Below are 17925 nucleotides of genomic sequence, written 5' to 3'. Positions count from 1 at the left end.
AGGCCGCATCACTGGTTTCGACGCGGCCCACAGTGGCAGCTTCGGCTACGGCGCCAACGGATTCTCATGGCTTGAGGGTGCGTGGCCAATCAACGGTAAGGGGGTATTGACGTGCCTTTGGTTATCGACGGTTGGGCCGCGGCGTCGGGCTTCGAGGCAGCCTACGCGCCGTACATGGACACAACCGTGGCGCTGTGATGCTTTCACGAGATCTTGCGATCGACGAAGTCGCCTGGCGCTGCACGCGAACAACGTCGAAGAGATCGCATGGTCGACGCCGCTGCAGTAGAGTGGCCCTGCTGTGTTCAATAGCATCTTGCAGCGTCTTCTGCGCAACACAGCGTCGATGGTTTGAGACGCATGCGCAGATGGCACCCCAGCTTGCGGAGCGCGCCGTAGCGTTGTGCTTCCACGGCATGGTTGCTTCCGCGAAATTGAGCGATACGCGGCAGGCGCTTGTGAATGGATGTATTTCAGCCCTCTGCTTCTAGGTCGGATGGTCGGGTGCGCCGCCTCCCATGCGCGTTTCAAGCAATTTCAGCAGTGCACGCAGGGCTGCGCTGTTGTGCCGGCGCTGCGTGTACGCTGCGTAGAGCCAGATGTCACGAGGCATGAATTCTTTGAGCACTGAGACCAGGCTGCCGCGTTCTGTGTACGGCTGAGCCAGCAGCGCCGGCACACACACTGCGCCGATGCCGGCGAGTGCCGCGGCGACGAGAGTGCCTGAGTCGTTTGCATCCATGCGTCCGTAGATCGGGAGGTTGTATGGCTCGCCATCGACTTCGAACGGAATATGCGGGGCGCCCGCCGATAGCGAGTAAGTGAGCACGTCGTGCCATCGCATGTCGTCGGGCATTTGAGGGATGCCGCGCCTGGCCCAGTAACTGGGCGTGGCGCAGAGGGTGAGTTCCACTCGTTGGAGGCGACGCACGATCAGGTTCTCGTCGCCGATGCGCCCGAACCTCAGGGCAATGTCGACACCCTCCTCCACGAGATCGACCACGCGATTGCCGATCTGCAGGTCGATATGCACATCTGGGTAGAGCGTGAGGAACTCGCTCAGCAGGCTCGGGAAGTCGGTGTACACGAGCCCATGAAGCCCCGCGACGCGCAGACGACCGCTTGGGCGTGAGCCATGTGCCTGCAATTCGCTGTGCGTCGACTCGACCATCTCCATCAGCGGCGCGCTGCGAAGCTGGAGCAGCCTTCCAGCATCGGTCAATGTCACCGACCGCGTTGAGCGGTTCATAAGTCGTACGTTGAAGCGCGCCTCAAGCGTCGCGACATGCTTGCTCGCGCTGGCCTTGGAGATCCCCAGCTTGCCCGCTGCGCGCGAGAAGCTGCCGACGTTGGCGACCTCCAAAAAGGTCTTCAGAAGATCAAACCCGTCCATCAAGCATCGCGGCCCGCTCGGACTGACGTTTTGGAATTTTCGTTTGCCCCATATTTCGCTTGAGAAACGCTCAGGCGTGCGCTAATGCACGGCATTCACGAGGACCTCATCGGCTTCCCAACCACCTCCCAGCGCCATGAATACGGCGACTTGATCCTCTGCCAACAGGGCAGCGGACGTTGCCAGAGCGGCTTCGCTGGCTGCCAGGGTGCGCTCTGCATCCACTGCTTCAAGCTGACCGGTCTTACCGTTGACATAGAGCTTGCGCGCCTGCCGGGCGACGATGGCACTTTGCTCTTGCGCGGCCGAGAGCGCAGCATGACGTTCCAACTCGTGCGCGTAGACATCGAGCGCCGTTTCGACCTCGCGCAGTGCCGTCAGTACGGTCCCATCGAAGCGGGCAGCGGCAACCCGGGTGGCCGCCTCGGCCTGCGCGATGCGAGCGCGGGCAACGCCGGTGTTGGGTAGCGTCCAGTTGATCAGCGGGCCCAGGCTGTAGCTGAGTGTTTCCCGGTTTCCAAATCTTGCCAAGAAGCCCGCCGAGCTGGCCGAGAGGCCCAGCGACACCTTGGGGTAGAGGTCGGCTGTTGCGATGCCGATGCGGGCGGTGGCGGCGGCCAAGCTGCGTTCCGCTTGGCGAACGTCGGGCCGCCGTCGCAAAAGAGCCGCGCCGTCTCCTACCGGAAGCAGTCCTGCCAAGCGCGGCGGCTGCTCGCACGTGGCCACGGCCGCAGGGAAGTCGCGAGGTGCTGCGCCGGTCAGTGTTGCCAACCGGTACAACGCACCTTGGCGCTGGGCCCGAAGCGGCGGCAGCGCAGCACGTAGTTGTTCCAACTGACCTTGCGCACGTGCAATGTCGATCTCCCCGACCTTGCCCCCTTGTTGAAGCCGCTCGGAGAGTCGGATCGCCTCTTCCTGCAGACGAACCGACTCCTGCGCTGCGCGCAAGCGATAGCCGCTTGAACATGCTTGCGCATAGGCATGTGCCACGCCGCCGGCCACGCTCACACGTACAAGGTCCAACGCCGCCTGCGCGGCGCCGGTGTCGGCCTCGGCCGCTTCGACGGCGCGACGCAGTTGACCGAACAGGTCCAGTTGATACGACAAGGAAACCCCCGCGCTGTATGTGCCGCGGCTGGGCGGTTCGTAGTCGCGCTGCAGGAGGCTCAAGCCCGAGACGTGCCCGAAGCCGGGACCACCGCTGGCCGCCACCGTCGGCCTCTCATGTCCGTGCACTTCGGCTGCCAGCGCCTGGTCGCGTTCCAGGTTGGCCACGGCCTGCCGCAGATCGGTGTTGTGTTCCAGCGCCTGTGTGACCAACGCGTCCAGCTGCCGGTCGTCGTAGAGCCTCCACCAGTGTGGCGGCAGAGTCGCGTCCACTGCTTGGCCGCCGGCAGATCGGAAGGTGCCCGCGGAGGCGGATTGCGCGAAAGACAGAGGGACGGGAGGCACGTAGTCCGGTCCCACGGGTGGGTGGGCACAACCGGTGAGCAGTGCGCTTGCCGCCGCGGCGGTGGCCAGGAATCGGGACATGGCCTTCATTCCCGGCTTTCCGAAGCCCGGGCCGTGGCGGCCGTGGTTCGAGCAGTCTCGAGGATTTCAACGGTGACCGTCTGGCCTGCGACCAAACGGGTGCTGGAGGACGTCTGATCGAGCTTCACGCGCACGGGCACGCGCTGTGCAAGCCGCACCCAGTTGAAGGTGGGATTGACGCTGGGAAGCAGGTTGGCACTGGTGCTTCGGTCACGGTCAGCGATGCCGGCGGCGATGCTTTCGACGGTGCCATCGAGCGCCGGGCCACCCATCGGCGTGACTCGTACGCGGTCGCCCTGATGGATCCGAGCCAGCTTGTTTTCCTCGAAATAGCCTTCGACATAAATTGAGCCCGCGTCAACCAACGCCATCACGGGGTGGCCGGCGCTCGCATAGGCGCCCTGGCGCAGGTCGAGGTTGGTTACGAGCCCTGTGGTGGGTGCGCGCACCTGGGTGCGCTCCAGGTTCAACGTCGAGGTATTCAACGCGGCTTGCGCCTGTCGCAACGCCGCTTCGGCCGCTTGAAGTGCGCCCTTGGCTTGGTCCACCTTCAGCCGCGACTGCTCGCGAGCCTCCAGTGAGATCAGATCGCCCAAGTCGGAATTGCGCTGGCTCTCGCGCTGCGCCTGTGCGAGCGTGATGCGCTGGTTGCTGATCGCGATGCGCTGCGTCGCGACGACGGCCTGGGCCTGTTCCAGCGCCAACTCGAAACGGGCCTTGTCCACCGAGAACAGCAAGGCGCCAGCGGCAACGAACTGGTTATCACGCACCGCCACATTCGCGACCATGCCAGACACGTCAGGAGCGACTTGCACGACATTGGCCCGCACGCGTCCGTTGCGTGTCCACGGGGCGAGTTCATAGTGGTCCCATACGCGCCAGCCTGCCCAGCCGGCTGCAGCCACCATCAGCACGGTGACCAACAGACGAACGACGGGACGGGCAAGACGTGAAGTCCAGGCGGGCGAGGGGAGGGCGTCAGGTTTCATGGGTTGAAGCGGTCCGGATATCAGAACGAGGCGGCGGTTGCGCCGGTGAGACAAGCCAAGGCACTGAGCACCAGGACGTACAGCGCAAGGTCAAACAGGGCGGGGTGCCAGATCCATCGGTAGGCACCGACGATGGCCAGCAGGCGGCGCGTTGCCCAGGAGCACGGCAGCGCACCGGCTGCCAGCAGCAAAAGCCCGGGCAACTGCACGCCCAAAAAGTTGACTTCGATCATGGTTGGAGCGCGGCGGGAGCGGCCGGAAAGAGGTTGCGTCGAAGGCCCACGAGTGCCGCGACGGCAGGCCGCTCGGCGCCCGCCGCCAGGGCGTCAAGCAACAGCCGATCGATATGCGGCCGCAGCGAGGCATGACGCGGTGGCGCGCCTGCCACATGGGCGCGGAAGACGAGGGCCAATTCCCTGAAGAGGTGACTGACGGGTTCTTCCGCAAGGCGGCCGCGATGCCGCTGCAGCGCAGCGATGTCTGCCCCCAGGCGCAGTTCGCGAAGCGCGCGGTGTGCCGCGGTCTGGACCGCTTCGGGACCGTCGGGCGCCACGCGCGGCGCCAACAGCGCCATCCTGTCGAGCATGCGTGAGCCAAAGGCGTCTCGGGCGGATGCGTCCTGCGGATGGGCAGCCAGATCGGCAAGGTCGTGCCATGTCGCGCGGCGTATGCGCCTGGCCGTCCAGTCACGCCCCACGCTGCGCATGAGAGCGGTGACGCGGGCCGCGATCACCGCACCCACGAACAAGGCCAGGTTGGAACTGATGAAGCTCACCCAATCGGCGGCGGCCGTATCTTGAAGGGCGAGCGTTCCGGCGACACCGAAGAACATGCCAAGGGCCGACAAGGAACTGGCCGGCCGTGCCATGTAGCACCCGACCACCAAGAACACAGGCGCGATGCACAGCACCAGCATGCCAAAGTCATCTGCCAGCGGCATGACCCCCAGGACATAAAAAGCCGACACCGGCAACGACCACAACAGCGCCGTGATGAACTTGTGCATGGCTGGCACCGGATCGTCCATGGTGGCGAAGAAGCTGCAAAAGACGGCAGCGCCCATGGCCATGGCGGATCCCGAGGGCCAGCCCGTCGCAATCCACAGCGCGCACGAGAGGCAGGTGCCCAACACCGCAGTGATCGCCGACCGCAGCGCAAGCCCTCTGTCCAGGTGAAGCACCCTGCGATCCAGGGCCGCGGTGCGCCGCAACGGCACCGGGTTCCCGGCAACGCCAGCGTCGATAGCATTGCGCAACGTGGTGCAGGCATCCCAGTGCTCCACCAGGTCCTCCAGGCGGGTTGCCAGATCGATCCGCAGCGCGCGGATCCAGGGCGAAGCGGCGGGACCGTCCGCGATGGCGCGAAAGGCCGCGTGCGCTTCGTTCACTCCCGCGTTCGTCGCGCTCGGGGCCAGCCAGACCGAATGCTGCGCGAAGGTCGCGCCGATGTCGTCCGGCACACCGCCTGTGGCGGTGCACAGCGCTTGCAGGCGATCTTCCACCGCCGACAGCACCGGGGTGAGGGCGGCCAGACGGTCCTGCAGTGCGTCGATGGCGCCCCCGCTCCAGCGCAGATGGGTGTCAAAGGGCACATGCGTGGACAGCAGTCGCAGTTGTGTGATGTCCAGGGCCAACCGCTGGCGGTCCGCCGACATTCGAGCGTGATTTGCGTCGCTCGGCGGCTCGCGCAGCAGGTCAATGAGCCATTGCCGCGCATCGCCAAGTGCGCGATCCATCACGCCCAGCAGGGACGCGGCCAGGCCGGCAGGAAGCGCGATGCCGTGGACCACGCTGGCACACAGGATGCCCAGCCCGATTTCGGTGACCCGTGCGACGGCCGTGTCGAACATCGCCGCAGGCGCTTCTACCAATGGGAAGCCGATCAAAGCGGCTGAGTAGCCAGCCAGCATGAAGACGTAGGAACGCGCGCTGCGGTCCAGCAGCGACACATAGAGGCACAGTCCCACCCACAGCGCCAAGGCCAGCGACAGGAGTTCCGGGGAGCCGGACAGCGAGGGGACGAGCACCACGGTCGCAGCGCACCCCAGCAAGGTGCCCACAAAGCGGTAGAGCGCCTTGGAGCGCACATGGCTGGCCAGAGGGTGGGCCACGATATAGGCGGTCATCATGGCCCAGAAGGGCCGGGGCAGCCCAAAGCGGCTCGACAGGTAAAGCGCAAGCACGGCGGCGACGAAGCTCTTGAAGGAAAAGAGCAACTCCTGCCGAGAGAAACGCGGCAGCGCGATCATGCGGCGCCCCGAGAAGGCGCACGCGCACGCTTGCACGCGAAACGGCAGTGCGGGCGAAAGCGAGAGCGCAAACCGCCGACCGTGATGCTGGCTAGATCGCGAAACCATGGGTGAGCGGAGCCGGCCAACTGCGCCACTTCCTGCGCCGAAACCATCTCGTTCTTATTGCGAATCATTTTCATGCGACGATGCTAGTGATCAGCACATGCGCCGAGAATTGCAAAGTTGGACGAATGACTTCTCTTTTCGGTCATCGCGGAGGAGGCGTGGCCCGGCAACGATGTGGAGCCTGCGTCAACGCGGATGTCGTGACTCGGTGTGAGGCCTGAAGTAGGGCCTTGCCCGTCAGCACGTCCGAGCGACAGGCACTGCAGCGGCGGTGATGCCTTCGGTTGAGCAACGGGAAGAGTGGTCCGTCTGCGTGCCTTGGCCGATCTCAACCGCCACGAACAGAGCACCCATTCCAAGGCACGAGCGAGCCCGGTGGCGGGAGCAACACGAACTTTCTCAACATGCGAAGCGCAGAATTCGGCGAACCAGCTCTGGACTACGAACCGTCAGTACCTGTGATGGCACTGCGCGTCGATGTGGCGGCGCGCGAGCGAGAGATCCCTGTGCACGAGCACCGGTCCGGCCAGCTCGTGATCGCGCTGCGCGGTGCCGTCTCCTGCGAAGTGCCCGGCGCGCTGTGGATGGTCCCACCCCAGGCGGGCGTGTGGATTCCCGGCGGTACGCCGCACAGCAACCGAGGAACGGCCAACGCGCAGATCTTCTACCTCTTCGTGGAACCTGGCGCTGCCCCCTTGCCGGATCGTTGCTGCACCTTGCGCATCAGCCCGATGCTCAGCGAGATGATTCAGTACCTCGCAGGATTGCCGCCCTTGTACGAAGCCGGCGGGTCGACCGATCGACTGGCGCAGGTGCTGCTCGACCAGCTGTGCGCGATGCCCACGGAGGAAATGTTCCTGCCGATGCCTGAGGACGCAAGGCTCAGAAAGATCTCAACGGCGATGATGCGCGATCCCTCCGATCGCAGGACCCAGACGAACTGGGCAAGCGAACTGGGCATGAGCGATCGAACGTTGAATCGACTGTGCACCTCGCTGACGGGCCTGAGCTTTGGCCGCTGGCGGCGCCAGCTGCAGATGATCGTGGCACTTCGCGAGCTGTCCGGTGGCGCGACCGTCCAGCAAGTCGCCTACGACCTGGGCTATGAATCGCCCTCTGCCTTCAACACGATGTTCAAGAAGGCTTTTGGAAAGCCGCCCGCCACCTACATCAACGACCGCTTTCGAGTCGATGGATGACACGTGATTTCAGGTCAGCCGCACACCAGCGGCCATCCCATCGACACACTCACCTGTAAGCCCGGGCGTGGGTCACACCACCGTCCACCACCAGGGTAGCGCCCATCACGTAGTCACCTGCACGCGACGCCAGGAAGATCGCCGCGCCTGCGATGTCCTCTGAAGTGCCAATGCGTTTGGCGGGTATGTGTTCGGACAGTTCGTCGCCGCGGTCGCGCGCGTTGCGGTTCATCTCGGAGGGAAACGCGCCCGGTGCAATGGCGCTGACCGCGATGTTGTCCTGCGCCAGGCGCAGCGCCATGCGCCGGGTCAGGTGGATCAAGCCCGCCTTGCTGGCGACGTAGGAGTAATTCTCCTGAGGGTTGAGCGCGATGCCATCCGTGGACGCAATGTTGATGATCTTCCCCACACGCTCCTTGGCCGCGGCGCGCAGTGGTTCGGAGAGCGCCTTCGTCAAGAAGAAGGGTGTCTTCATGTTGAGATCGACCACCTTGTCCCAGCCGCTTTCGGGGAAAGCATCGAAGTCTTCTCCCCAGGCAGCGCCGGCGTTGTTGACCAGGATGTCCAAGGTGGTCTCATGTTGCGCGTAGGCAGCGGCCAGGGCTTGGCAGCCGTCGACGGTGGAGACGTCGTAAGGCAGCGAGACGCAGTGTCCGTGCTTTGACAGTTCCGACGCCGCCAGATCGCATGCCGCGGCCTTGCGCGCGCTGATGTAGACGCGTGCGCCTTGCGCCAAGAATCCCTCGGCGATCATGCGACCAATACCCCGTGAGCCACCCGTGACGAGAGCCGTGCGGCCTCGCAGAGAAAAAAGATCTTGCGTCATCATTGCAATGCCTCGGCAGTTCGGTGAGATCAGCCAACCTCGAGGAGAGCTCGCCTCACGTAGGCGGTTCCATCCAACAGCCGCCGAGCGGTTCGGGTGAAGTGCACTTCTCGGACCGTCCACTCGTCGTCGGCAGTGCGAGCCACGCTCGCAAAAATTCCGATCACACCACTCGGATGGCCGATGCGGATGCGCGTGGGACCGGCATGACTGCCTCGCGCCTCAGCCGGGATCGTTCCTGCGATCTGTGCTGCCACGGAAAGGCAGACCGAGCCACCGCCTGGAAAAGCCTTGTGCATCGCGCCGCCATTGAGAACCATGCGCGCCACGAAGTCGCTCTCCGACGACTTGACGATTCGATCGCCGCCAATGGTTCGGTAGTCTTGCGCTTCGCCGATGAGGATCTGGTAGGGCGTGAGGGTTCCTGACGCTGGCAGGTTGCAACGATCGGCGGCCCAGCGCCTGACTTCCTCGGCCATTTCGTAGATGTCGGAGCCGAGCTGACCGGGAAGCTCCGTGCCGGTGACGCCCAGATCCGCGGCGCGAATGAATACACACGCCGTTCCCACATCGACGATCGACACGGGTATCTCGCGACCGAGTTTGGAGACGTAGACCGAATCACGTGCCTGCCCGGTGGGCAGCAACCTGCCCGTGGTGGCGCCGCTGGTGCCGGAGTAGTCCAATGCGACCTCGGCGCCCTTGGCAGGCACCCCATCCACTTCGGTGTCGCCTTCCACGCGCGGCTCGCCGTGCGCACATTGCACCACCATGCGCAGAATCTTGCCGGTGTTGGTGTTGTGCACTCGCACCGTGGTGGCGGGCTCCTGCACGGGGATGAGGCGCTCCTGCAGCGCGTAGACGCCGGTGGCCGATGAAATGTTGCCGCAGACGATCTCGAAGCTCACGCTTGGCTGATCGATCCCGATCTGCACAAAGGTGTAGTCGATGTCCGCGTCAGGTCGTGACGGCGGCCCAATGATTGCGCATTTGCTTGTGAGGATGTCGGCGCCTCCAAGCCCGTCGATCTGGCGCACGTCCGGGCTGCCGAACAGTGCCAGAAGGAATCGCTGCAGCGCTTGCGGATCGGACGGTACGTCACGCTGTGCGAGAAAAACAGCCTTGCTTGTGCCGCCGCGCATCAAGGTGACCGGAACGCTTATTTGTTCTTTCATTCATTCAGTATGCGCGTGCGCAGGGCGAGCGTCCTTGCAGTTCGGCTGCTCTGGCTTTAGCAGAACTACACGCTTTGCACGCTTTAGGGCGGCTAAAGAATGCGCAGCACAAATCCAATGACGGGGCGGCCCTGGGTCACCAAACTTCCTGTTGCCGTGGCCATCGCCACCGGAACAGGAGACACCTTTGAAGATCATCAAGCGCACGGATTCCCACATCCGTGACACCCCTGGCGGCATGGTGCTTGTGGCCACACAGGCAGGTGGTCAGCCACCCCAGTTTCCGCCGATCGAGTTCGTCCACCACGACCAGCCGATCGACGAAATCGAGACCGGCCCGACCGGGTCCCTCTACAGCTTCACGGTGGTCCATCCCGGCAAGGACAAGCCCGCCTACGCATTGGCGATGGTCGACTTCGAGCCGGGCGTTCGCGCCTTCGGTCGGCTCTTGTTCGATGGAAGCCCGCCTGCGATCGAAAGCCGCGTGCGCGTGGTGCCCTTCGCATTGCCGGACGGCACACCCGATTACGCCTTCCAGGAGCAATGAGATGAAGCAACCAATGATCACCGGCGTGGGCATCACCGACTTCGGCCGCTTTCCGGAGCTCACCGAAGAGGCCATGGTCCAGTCGGCCATTCTTGATGCCCTGGAAGATGCCGGTACGCGACTCTCCGAGGTACAGGCGTTCTACTGCGGCAACGCGCTCGGCGCCATGTTGCCAGGGCAGCGGGCACTGCGTGAACTGCATGCGCACGGGGGCGCCGTCTACAACGTGGACAACGCCTGTTCCAGCGGCGCGACCGCACTGAATCTCGCATTGCAGGCGCTCAAGGTCGGTCAGTACGACACCGTCCTGGTGTTCGGGATGGACCATCTGAGCGGTCTGGGCGGCGGGCCGCTGCAGCTGAGCCAGCAAGACTGGAACAACAGGCGGGGCATGATCATGCCCGCCTTGTACGCCATGCGCGCTCGGCGCTACATGCACGACCGCGGGCTCAAGCTCGAGACGCTTGCGGACATCTCCGTGAAGAACCGAAAGCATGGTGTTCTCAATCCCATCGCCAAGTTTGCAAAGCTGGCGACCCGCGAGGAGATTCTTGCGTCCCGCCCCGTGGCCGAGCCGCTCACGCTGCTGCAGTGCTGTCCCGCCGTGGTCGACGGTGCAGCGGCCCTCGTGCTCAGCACCAAGCCCTCCCAAGGCGTAGCAAAGCCGGTTCAGGTGCTGGCGTCCGTGGTGCAGTCCGGCTTGTTCGAAACCACGCCGGTCGATATGACAGAGGCCGAGATCACGGCGCGTGCCGCCAGGCTGGCCTATGAGCAGGCCGGTGTGGGACCACAGGATCTCAGTCTGCTGGAAGTGCACGACGCCTTCACCATCTCCGAATTGCTCTACTACGAAGCGCTGGGGCTTTGCGATCGCGGCGACGCGGCTGCGTTGCTGCACAGCGGTGCGACCGCCCTGGGCGGGCGGGTGCCGGTCAATCCAAGCGGCGGCCTTCTCGCCAAGGGACATCCGCCCGGCGCGACCGGCGTCGCACAGATCGTGGAGGTCTGCGAGCAGTTGCAAGGCCGCGCGGGAGCACGGCAAGTGCAGGGGGCGCGCATCGGCCTCACGCAGGTGACTGGCGGCGGTATCTGGGGCGTGGATCACGCCGCCTGCGCCATCCATATTCTTTCGCTCTGATCGGGTCGACATGAACCAGACAAATCCAACCGCGCCTGCCTCGTTGCAAGGCCTCGTCGCCGTCGTCACTGGGGGGGCGAAGGGCATCGGCCTTGGCATCGCCCGCGAGCTTGCGCAGGCCGGCTGCCGCATCGCGCTGTGGGACTTCGACGACGAAGCCCTGCAAGCGGCCCAGCGCGGCCTTGCGAGCGAGGGGTTCGACGTGAAGACCTTCAAGGTCGACGTGAGCTCCGTGGAGCAGGTGGAGTCGACGGTGGCCCAACTGCTGGCATCCCATGCCCGCATCGACATCCTGGTCAACAACGCCGGCATCGGTGGAGACAAGCTTGTTTCCAAGATGGACCTGGCGTTCTGGAGCCGCGTGATCGAGGTCAACCTCCATTCGCAATTCATTTGCTCCAAGGCGGTCTTGTCCCAGATGGCGGAAAACCGGTTCGGACGCATCATCAACATCGGTTCGCGTGCCTGGCTGGGCAATCGCGGCCAGGCGGCCTATTCCGCTTCCAAAGGGGCCGTGGTGAGCCTGACCCGCTCGCTGGCGCTGGAATATGCGCGCAAGGGCATCACCGTGAATGCCATCGCCCCGGGCATCGTCGAGACGCCGCTGTTTGAAACGCTTACCGAAGAGGTCAGGCAGGGCCTTCACAAGACTGTGCCGATGGAGCGCATCGGCCAGCCGGAAGACATCGGTCGTGCCGTTCGATTCTTCGCGGAGCCAGGCTCCAGCTACGTCACGGGGCAGCTGCTTTACGTTTGCGGCGGACGCAGTCTCAGCAGCCCGTCGGTGTAGTGAACCGATGCGGATCCAAGAAGAACATCCAACGAGATCGAAGGTCGCATGCTCGCAAATGCATTGAGCGGATTGAAGGTGATCGACTTCACCCAGGTCATGGCGGGCCCCACGTGCACGCTGTGCATGGCCGACCTCGGGGCCGACGTCGTGAAGGTGGAAGCCCCCACAGGAGATCTGTCGCGAGCGCTGTCGCCCTGGGTTCATGGCGAGGGCGTTCCTTTCCTGGCGCTCAATCGCAACAAGCGCAGCATCGTGCTCGATCTGAAGCAGCCGACCCACCGGCAAGCGGCGCTGCAGTTGGTCGCGCAGGCGGACGTGCTGGTGGAGAGCTTCCGCCCGGGCGTGATGGAACGCCTGGGGCTTGACTACGCCACGGCGGCTGCGGCCAATCCGCGGCTGATCTATTGCTCCGTCTCCGCGTACGGTCAGCACGGGGCCGCCAAGGACCTGCCCGGGGTGGACGGCGTGCTGCAAGCCGTCAGCGGCCTCATGAGTGTCACCGGCGCGCCCGGCGGCGAGCCGTGCAAGGTGCCGGTGCCCGTGGTCGATCTTGTCACGGGGTCGTTCGCGACCATCTCGATCCTGGCTGCCCTCGCGCAGCGCCAACGCACCGGGTTGGGCCAGCACGTGGAAGCAAGCATGTTCGCCAGCGCCATCGCGCTGCAGCATGTGAGTTTCGCGTCTTATTTCGCGGACGGCCATGTGCCCGGCCCGCAGGGAAACGCCGCGCCGTATTCGACGCCGAACGAGGCCTTGCGTTGCGCCGACGGGTGGATCATGGTGGCGGCCTATCACCCCGCGCGATGGCAGGCCTTGTGTGCCGCCATCGGTGCGCCTGAGCTCGCATCGGACCCGCGCTTTGCCGAGAACAAGGATCGGTTGCAGCACCGCGAGGCGCTGTTGCGCCTGCTCGAAGCACGCATGCTCGCGCATTCCCGTGCCTTCTGGCTCGAGCAGTTCGCGGCCGTGGACATCATCTGCGGGCCGATCAACAACTATGCCGAGGTCGCGCGGTCCGCGCCGTTCGTCGAAGCAGCGCTCACAGAGACCTTGCAGCACCCGGTCGCAGGTGCGTTGACGATGCCACGCAGCGTGATGGGTGCGGTTGGCGAGCGGCCCCAGGCGCGACGAGCGGCTCCCACACTCGGACAGCACACCCGCGAGGTGTTGGTCGAACTGGGCATGCCACCGGAAAACATCGAGGCGGTCATCGCCGCCGACTCTCCTTCGAACTGAGACACACCCATGCCCATCGTCAAGACAGTCCAGGACGGCGTCGCCATCGTCACCCTGAATCGGCCCGAAGCCATGAATTCCATCGACCCGGAATCCAACGAGCAGTTGCTCGCGATCTGGGACGAGGTCTCCAGCGACGAGGGCATCCGCGTCCTCGTGCTGACGGGCGCGGGCGAGCGGGCGTTCTGCACAGGTGCAGATCTCAAGAAAACGATGCCGCCTGCCGACAGCGCAGCCCGGCAGGTCTTTCGCGCCGGTACCCGGCATTCCAACTTCGGCACGCTGCAGACCGACAAGCCTGTCATCGCCGCGATCAATGGCTATGCCCTTGGCGGTGGACTGGAACTGGCTTTGCTTGCGGACATCCGCATCTGTTCCGAGAACGCGCAGTTCGGCTTGCCGGAAGTGCGCGTCGGCAGCATCCCGGGCGCCGGTGGCACGCAACGCCTGATCCGCGCGGTGGGCCAGTCGGACGCGATGTGGATGCTGCTGACGGGCGAACGCATCGATGCCAACGAAGCGTTGCGGATCGGACTGGTCAGCAAGGTCGTTCCCCTTCCCGCGCTGCAGGAAACCGCGATCGACCTGGCACGCGCAATGGCCGCCAATGCGCCATTGGCGATGACCGCGGCCAAGCGTTTGGCGATGACCGGACGGGAGTTGCCGCTTGCAGGTGGACTGGAACTGGAGCGCCAGGCTTTTGGCGTGCTCAGGGACAGCGAGGACCGGCTGGAGGGGCGTCGTGCTTTCGCCGACAAGCGCGCCCCGGTCTTTCGCGGTCGCTGACTTTGCCTCGCGCAGTGGCGCCAGCGTCGTGGGTCGCTGCGCGCTCGAATCCCTCTGGTGGCCTCGTGCCGACGCGGCAACAACCGACGTGACCTCGCTGAATTTTCCTGGAGCAGCTCTTGAACAAACCGAGCACCGCCTGGCTCTACAGCCTCGCACTCATCGTTGCCGTGTCCTTCGGCACGCCCTCGGCCATCGCGCAGTCGGCCAGCCGACCGCCCGCAAGGATTCTTGTGGGTTTCTCTCCTGGCGGGACACTCGATGTCGTCACACGAGCGCTTGCGGATCAGCTGCATGAGCCGCTCAATCGCACGGTCGTGGTGGAGAACAAACCCGGAGCCGGCGGAAAGATCGCGGTCGATGCGCTGCGTGCCGCCCCTGCCGACGGAAGCGTGGCCATGCTGTGTCCTGACTTCCTGCAATCGATCTATCCGTTCGTCTTCAACAAGCTCAACTACGCTGCGCAGCGGGATATCCTGCCGGCGTCGACGGTGGTCGAGTTTCCGATGGCGCTGGCTGTACCCGCGACCTCGCCCATCAAGACGTTTGCTGAATATGCCCAATGGGTGCGCGCCCATCCCGAGCATGCCAACTTCGGCCATGCCGCATCGGGAGGTCCGACCCATTTCTTGGGATTGCAGATCGCCAAGGTCATCGGAACGCCCCTGCAGGACGTGCCGTTTCAGGGCGCAGCCCCGATGATCGTGAACCTGGTCGGTGGCAATGTCGCCGCGGGAAGTTCCACGGTCGGAGACTTCGCACAGCACCACAACGCTGGCAAGCTTCGCGTGCTGGCAGTCACCTCTGCGCAGCGCTCGCCGCTTCTGCCTGACGTTCCGACGTTCGGCGAGCTCGGTCGAAAGGAGCTCACCGCGGTGGGCGTATTGGCCATATGCCTGCCTCCTGGAACGCCTGCCGTCGTCGTCTCCGAATGGAGCACTGCGATCCGAAAAGCGGTGGCAACCGAGCAGTTCGCGCGCAAGATCCGCACGCTCGGCTTTGTGGAGACGGCAAGCTCGCCGGCCGAGGCTCGAGCCAGGTTCGGCGAAATGCGCGCCTTCTGGGAGCCGGTGGTCAAAGCTTCGGGGTTCAAAGCGGATTAGGGCCGTGGCGCCCGGTGATCGCGCACCGGCTGGACAGCAACTCGACTGAGATTGCGGCGCCCGCGGCAAGGAGGAAGAGGCGCGACAGTGCGCTCATCGGCCGCAGGATCAGCCAGGGCCGTCGCTCGCGGCCGCGAGCAGCGGCACCAACATATCGCTGATCGGCGTCGGGACCCCCCGAGCCCGGCCGCGACGCGCGACCACACCGTTGCGGATATCCCATTCGAGCGGCCGGCCGGCTTCGCGATCCGTGAGGATGGACGTGCCCATGTCTGCGGGAGCTGCCTGGAATTTGTCGAGAATCTCCTGCGGCACCCCGTCGTCTAGTTCTGCGCCTTCGGCGCGCGCCACGGCCAGGCATTCCCGCAGATAGGCAAGGGCGAGCGCGGCGATATCGGGCCGCCCGAACATGCCCGAGCGGCGTTGCGTGAGCACCATGAATCCGGCCACCGCGTTCTGCAGCAGTTTGCGCCAGGCCAGCGCGTGGAAGTTCGCGGCCAGCTCGACGCGGCACCGTGTGCCTTGCAGCGCCTCGGCTACGACGCGGGCATGCGACGTGTCTGGCAGGCTCAGGCGCATGTCTGCGCGCAGGCGCACCGAGCCGTCGGCTTGGGCCTGCACAGGGAACCACACGACCGCGGGAACGACCTGCGCGGCCCAGGCATGCAGGGCGACCCGCTCCAGCTGCTCGACGCCGTTCTGCAAAACGCACACGACAGTCTTGGGGCCACCCAAAGCGGTGAGCCAGTCTGCAGTCGCCTCGATCTGTGTCGCCTTGACCGCCAGAAACACGAGGTCCACCGCCCCACCGATTTGGATGGGATCCACCCGCACCGGAACGGGCACGGTGATGAGGCGATCGCCATCCTGAAGCGTCAGGCACGCCCGGGGTGTGCGGCCGCACAGCAACGGTGTGCGACCGGCTTCGTGCAGTGCCGCCGCGACCGCGGTGCCGATGGCACCGGGACCCACAACGGCGATGGATGCAGCCCTTGTTGTATTCATGAACACAGACTCCTTCGAGCGTCCCTTCAGCGTTCCGTACGCGCCATGCTTGCGCTCGTCACCGGTGCAATGTAATCTATTACTGAATATGAAGAGAGATGGTAATAGAGTTTCAGGCAATGCGCGCTTGTTGCAATGGATCGGAAGCATCCAGGCCCGAACTGGCGATCTCGCTGCCAGCGAGGCAAAGGTCGTCGAACTGTTGCTCGCCGATCCCTTGTTCGTGGGCGCGAGCACGACCGCGCAGGTGGCTGCCCGTGCCGGCGTTTCGCCGCCGAGCGTGATCCGCGCAGCGCGTGCGATCGGGTTCAGCGGTTTCACCGAACTGAAGATCGAGATCGCGCGTGCCCGCGGTACCACCGGGTTCTTTGCGCCGCCTGGCGTGCTCACCGCGGGTGCGACGACTGCAGCGGTGCTCGAAGCCTCGACCCGCGCAGGCACTGACGCACTGACTGCGCTCGGCGGAGCCCTGGAGCTGTCGGCGCTCGAGCGGGCGGTCAGCACCATCGAGCAGGCGCGCCAGGTGATCGCATTCGGAGCCGGCCCCTCCGCGACGGTCGCCGCCGATGCGGTCTTCCGACTGCGCGCGGTCGGCGTGACGACCATCGGCATTGCGGACCATCTATCGGCAATGATCGCGACGCGGCTCCTGGGCCCCGATGACGTCGTCATCGCCATCAGTTCGACTGGGCGCACCTCGACGACGCTCGCCATCGCCGATGCGGCATCTTCTGCCGGAGCCTCGCTCATCGCCATCACCAACCAGTACGGCACACCGCTGGCGACACTCGCGAACATCGCGCTTGTGGTCGGCGGGGCACCACTGACGGCCCAGATGGCCGCGGCCGGGAGTCGGCTGGCGCAGCTCGTGGTGATCGACGCCCTGGTCGCGGCTGTCGCGCTGCGCGACCCGCAGCGCAGCCGCCGCGCCGAACGGGCGGGCATCGACCTGCCCGATATCGCCTGATGCCGCCCGGCACCGTCGCGATGGTCCTCGCCGCGGCGGTCGCCCATGCGGTATGGAACCTGGCCTCGAAGTACAAGCGCGGTGATGCCGTCCTGTTCGTCTGCGCCTACACCTACGCTTCGGCGCTGCTGTGCATACCGATCAGCCTCGCCTTCATGGCGGATGGGCAGCAGGTGCCCGGCTGGCAGCTCGCGGCGGGCGCCGCCGTCTCGGCCGTGTTGCACACCGCTTACTCCCTGACCTTGCAGGCCGGCTATGAACGCGCCGAACTGGGGGTGGTTTATCCGGTCGCCCGCGGCACCGGGCCGGTGCTGGCGATGCTGTTCGCGATCCTGCTCCTGGACGAACAGCTCACCGCTGCCGCGATGTTCGGCGCTTCGCTTGTCGTGGCGGGCATTCTCGTCGTCACCGGCAACCCGTTCAGAAGCGCAAGCCGCCGGCCGCTTCAGGGCTTGCTCTGGGGCGCCGCGACGGGGGCGACCATCGCCGCCTACACGGTCTGGGACGGCTATTCGGTCGTCGCGCTGCACCTGGCGCCTGTGAGCTACTACGCCGCCACGCTGCTGCTGCAGAGCCTGATCCTGACCCCCAGTTTGCTGCGTCGGCGCCATCGCATTCGAGCGGCCATCCGTGCCGACGCCGTGCCGATCCTCATCGTGGCTGTGTTCTCCCCGCTCGCCTACATCCTCGTTCTCACCGCCATGCTGAAGGCGCCGGTGGCGCTTGTCGCGCCCTTGCGCGAGTCGTCCATCGTCATCGGCTCACTCGTCGCGTGCAGACTGTTTGGCGAGGGTCATCTCGCGCGCCGCATTGCCGGCGCGGTGATCGTGCTGGCGGGGATCGCGGCGATCAGTCTTTGACGCCTTCTTCGATACCCCT

17 protein-coding genes are annotated in these 17925 nt (G+C 65.2%); 9 read left to right on the top strand and 8 right to left on the bottom strand.

The window, feature by feature from the left end; translation table 11 throughout:
* Nucleotides 1-487: 487 nt before the first annotated feature.
* The 5 genes from AC1DMS_RS20025 to AC1DMS_RS20005 form a co-directional block, all read right to left on the bottom strand.
* A complete protein-coding gene (locus AC1DMS_RS20025) occupies nt 488-1393 on the bottom strand; it encodes a LysR family transcriptional regulator (RefSeq protein ID WP_062365558.1) in 906 nt (301 codons plus the stop codon).
* An 81-nt stretch (nt 1394-1474) separates the two neighbouring features.
* A complete protein-coding gene (locus tag AC1DMS_RS20020; RefSeq protein ID WP_062365559.1) occupies nt 1475-2935 on the bottom strand; it encodes an efflux transporter outer membrane subunit in 1461 nt (486 codons plus the stop codon).
* Nucleotides 2932-3915, bottom strand: a complete 984-nt coding sequence (locus AC1DMS_RS20015; RefSeq protein WP_062365560.1) for an efflux RND transporter periplasmic adaptor subunit — start codon at nt 3913-3915, stop codon at nt 2932-2934. The genes AC1DMS_RS20020 and AC1DMS_RS20015 overlap by 4 nt, the downstream gene beginning before the upstream one ends.
* Before the next feature lie 20 nt (nt 3916-3935).
* A complete protein-coding gene (locus AC1DMS_RS20010; RefSeq protein ID WP_062365561.1) occupies nt 3936-4148 on the bottom strand; it encodes a DUF1656 domain-containing protein in 213 nt (70 codons plus the stop codon).
* A complete protein-coding gene (locus tag AC1DMS_RS20005; RefSeq protein WP_062365562.1) occupies nt 4145-6163 on the bottom strand; it encodes an FUSC family protein in 2019 nt (672 codons plus the stop codon). The genes AC1DMS_RS20010 and AC1DMS_RS20005 overlap by 4 nt, the downstream gene beginning before the upstream one ends.
* A 569-nt stretch (nt 6164-6732) precedes the next feature.
* Between AC1DMS_RS20005 and AC1DMS_RS20000 the strand changes: the two genes are divergently transcribed.
* A complete protein-coding gene (locus tag AC1DMS_RS20000) occupies nt 6733-7470 on the top strand; it encodes an AraC family transcriptional regulator (RefSeq protein ID WP_244883709.1) in 738 nt (245 codons plus the stop codon).
* 49 nt (nt 7471-7519) lie between these two features.
* Here AC1DMS_RS20000 and AC1DMS_RS19995 read toward each other — a convergent pair whose 3' ends face one another.
* Both AC1DMS_RS19995 and AC1DMS_RS19990 read right to left on the bottom strand, forming a co-directional pair.
* Nucleotides 7520-8299 carry an SDR family oxidoreductase gene (locus AC1DMS_RS19995; RefSeq protein ID WP_062365564.1) on the bottom strand — a complete coding sequence of 260 codons (780 nt, stop codon included), beginning with the start codon at nt 8297-8299 and terminating at the stop codon, nt 7520-7522.
* Nucleotides 8300-8325: 26 nt separating this feature from the next.
* On the bottom strand, nt 8326-9471 hold the full coding sequence (locus AC1DMS_RS19990) for a PrpF domain-containing protein (RefSeq protein WP_062365565.1): 1146 nt from the start codon (nt 9469-9471) through the stop codon (nt 8326-8328).
* A gap of 187 nt (nt 9472-9658) precedes the next feature.
* Here AC1DMS_RS19990 and AC1DMS_RS19985 point away from each other — a divergent pair, with 187 nt between their 5' ends.
* The 6 genes from AC1DMS_RS19985 to AC1DMS_RS19960 all read left to right on the top strand — a co-directional run bounded on the left by AC1DMS_RS19985 (nt 9659) and on the right by AC1DMS_RS19960 (nt 15074).
* Nucleotides 9659-10018 (top strand): Zn-ribbon domain-containing OB-fold protein, encoded by a 360-nt coding sequence (locus tag AC1DMS_RS19985; protein ID WP_062365566.1) that lies wholly within the window; start codon nt 9659-9661, stop codon nt 10016-10018.
* 1 nt (nt 10019) lies between these two features.
* The gene (locus AC1DMS_RS19980; protein ID WP_026284315.1) at nt 10020-11156 is read left to right on the top strand and encodes a thiolase family protein; all 1137 of its coding nucleotides are present in this window, start codon (nt 10020-10022) and stop codon (nt 11154-11156) included.
* A 10-nt stretch (nt 11157-11166) separates the two neighbouring features.
* Nucleotides 11167-11946, top strand: a complete 780-nt coding sequence (locus AC1DMS_RS19975; protein ID WP_015867081.1) for an SDR family NAD(P)-dependent oxidoreductase — start codon at nt 11167-11169, stop codon at nt 11944-11946.
* A 48-nt stretch (nt 11947-11994) separates the two neighbouring features.
* On the top strand, nt 11995-13185 hold the full coding sequence (locus tag AC1DMS_RS19970; RefSeq protein ID WP_062365567.1) for a CaiB/BaiF CoA transferase family protein: 1191 nt from the start codon (nt 11995-11997) through the stop codon (nt 13183-13185).
* A 9-nt stretch (nt 13186-13194) separates the two neighbouring features.
* The gene (locus AC1DMS_RS19965) at nt 13195-13971 is read left to right on the top strand and encodes an enoyl-CoA hydratase/isomerase family protein (RefSeq protein WP_015867079.1); all 777 of its coding nucleotides are present in this window, start codon (nt 13195-13197) and stop codon (nt 13969-13971) included.
* Between the two features lie 119 nt (nt 13972-14090).
* On the top strand, nt 14091-15074 hold the full coding sequence (locus AC1DMS_RS19960) for a Bug family tripartite tricarboxylate transporter substrate binding protein (RefSeq protein WP_062365568.1): 984 nt from the start codon (nt 14091-14093) through the stop codon (nt 15072-15074).
* Between the two features lie 108 nt (nt 15075-15182).
* Here AC1DMS_RS19960 and AC1DMS_RS19955 read toward each other — a convergent pair whose 3' ends face one another.
* Nucleotides 15183-16079, bottom strand: coding sequence for an oxidoreductase (locus AC1DMS_RS19955; protein WP_062365569.1), 897 nt, complete (start codon nt 16077-16079; stop codon nt 15183-15185).
* Nucleotides 16080-16167: 88 nt separating this feature from the next.
* Between AC1DMS_RS19955 and AC1DMS_RS19950 the strand changes: the two genes are divergently transcribed.
* Both AC1DMS_RS19950 and AC1DMS_RS19945 read left to right on the top strand, forming a co-directional pair.
* Nucleotides 16168-17046 carry a MurR/RpiR family transcriptional regulator gene (locus AC1DMS_RS19950; RefSeq protein WP_062365570.1) on the top strand — a complete coding sequence of 293 codons (879 nt, stop codon included), beginning with the start codon at nt 16168-16170 and terminating at the stop codon, nt 17044-17046.
* Nucleotides 17046-17906: a DMT family transporter gene (locus AC1DMS_RS19945; protein WP_062365571.1), complete on the top strand. Its 861-nt coding sequence runs from the start codon at nt 17046-17048 to the stop codon at nt 17904-17906. The genes AC1DMS_RS19950 and AC1DMS_RS19945 overlap by 1 nt, the downstream gene beginning before the upstream one ends.
* The last annotated feature ends 19 nt before the right edge of the window (nt 17907-17925 follow it).

Source organism: Variovorax sp. 05T418 (assembly GCF_056396385.1).
Note: the sequence above shows the minus strand (reverse complement) of the source record. Positions and strands in the feature narration are given on the sequence as shown.

Bases quoted from the DNA above. Each gene is read 5' to 3' on its own strand.
- AC1DMS_RS20025 (WP_062365558.1), bottom strand. From the start codon at position 1,393: ATGGACGGGTTTGATCTTCTGAAGACCTTTTTGGAGGTCGCCAACGTC.
- AC1DMS_RS20020 (WP_062365559.1), bottom strand. From the start codon at position 2,935: ATGAAGGCCATGTCCCGATTCCTGGCCACCGCCGCGGCGGCAAGCGCA.
- AC1DMS_RS20015 (WP_062365560.1), bottom strand. From the start codon at position 3,915: ATGAAACCTGACGCCCTCCCCTCGCCCGCCTGGACTTCACGTCTTGCC.
- AC1DMS_RS20010 (WP_062365561.1), bottom strand. From the start codon at position 4,148: ATGATCGAAGTCAACTTTTTGGGCGTGCAGTTGCCCGGGCTTTTGCTG.
- AC1DMS_RS20005 (WP_062365562.1), bottom strand. From the start codon at position 6,163: ATGATCGCGCTGCCGCGTTTCTCTCGGCAGGAGTTGCTCTTTTCCTTC.
- AC1DMS_RS20000 (WP_244883709.1), top strand. From the start codon at position 6,733: ATGGCACTGCGCGTCGATGTGGCGGCGCGCGAGCGAGAGATCCCTGTG.
- AC1DMS_RS19995 (WP_062365564.1), bottom strand. From the start codon at position 8,299: ATGATGACGCAAGATCTTTTTTCTCTGCGAGGCCGCACGGCTCTCGTC.
- AC1DMS_RS19990 (WP_062365565.1), bottom strand. From the start codon at position 9,471: ATGAAAGAACAAATAAGCGTTCCGGTCACCTTGATGCGCGGCGGCACA.
- AC1DMS_RS19980 (WP_026284315.1), top strand. From the start codon at position 10,020: ATGAAGCAACCAATGATCACCGGCGTGGGCATCACCGACTTCGGCCGC.
- AC1DMS_RS19975 (WP_015867081.1), top strand. From the start codon at position 11,167: ATGAACCAGACAAATCCAACCGCGCCTGCCTCGTTGCAAGGCCTCGTC.
- AC1DMS_RS19970 (WP_062365567.1), top strand. From the start codon at position 11,995: ATGCTCGCAAATGCATTGAGCGGATTGAAGGTGATCGACTTCACCCAG.
- AC1DMS_RS19965 (WP_015867079.1), top strand. From the start codon at position 13,195: ATGCCCATCGTCAAGACAGTCCAGGACGGCGTCGCCATCGTCACCCTG.
- AC1DMS_RS19955 (WP_062365569.1), bottom strand. From the start codon at position 16,079: ATGAATACAACAAGGGCTGCATCCATCGCCGTTGTGGGTCCCGGTGCC.
- AC1DMS_RS19950 (WP_062365570.1), top strand. From the start codon at position 16,168: ATGAAGAGAGATGGTAATAGAGTTTCAGGCAATGCGCGCTTGTTGCAA.
- AC1DMS_RS19945 (WP_062365571.1), top strand. From the start codon at position 17,046: ATGCCGCCCGGCACCGTCGCGATGGTCCTCGCCGCGGCGGTCGCCCAT.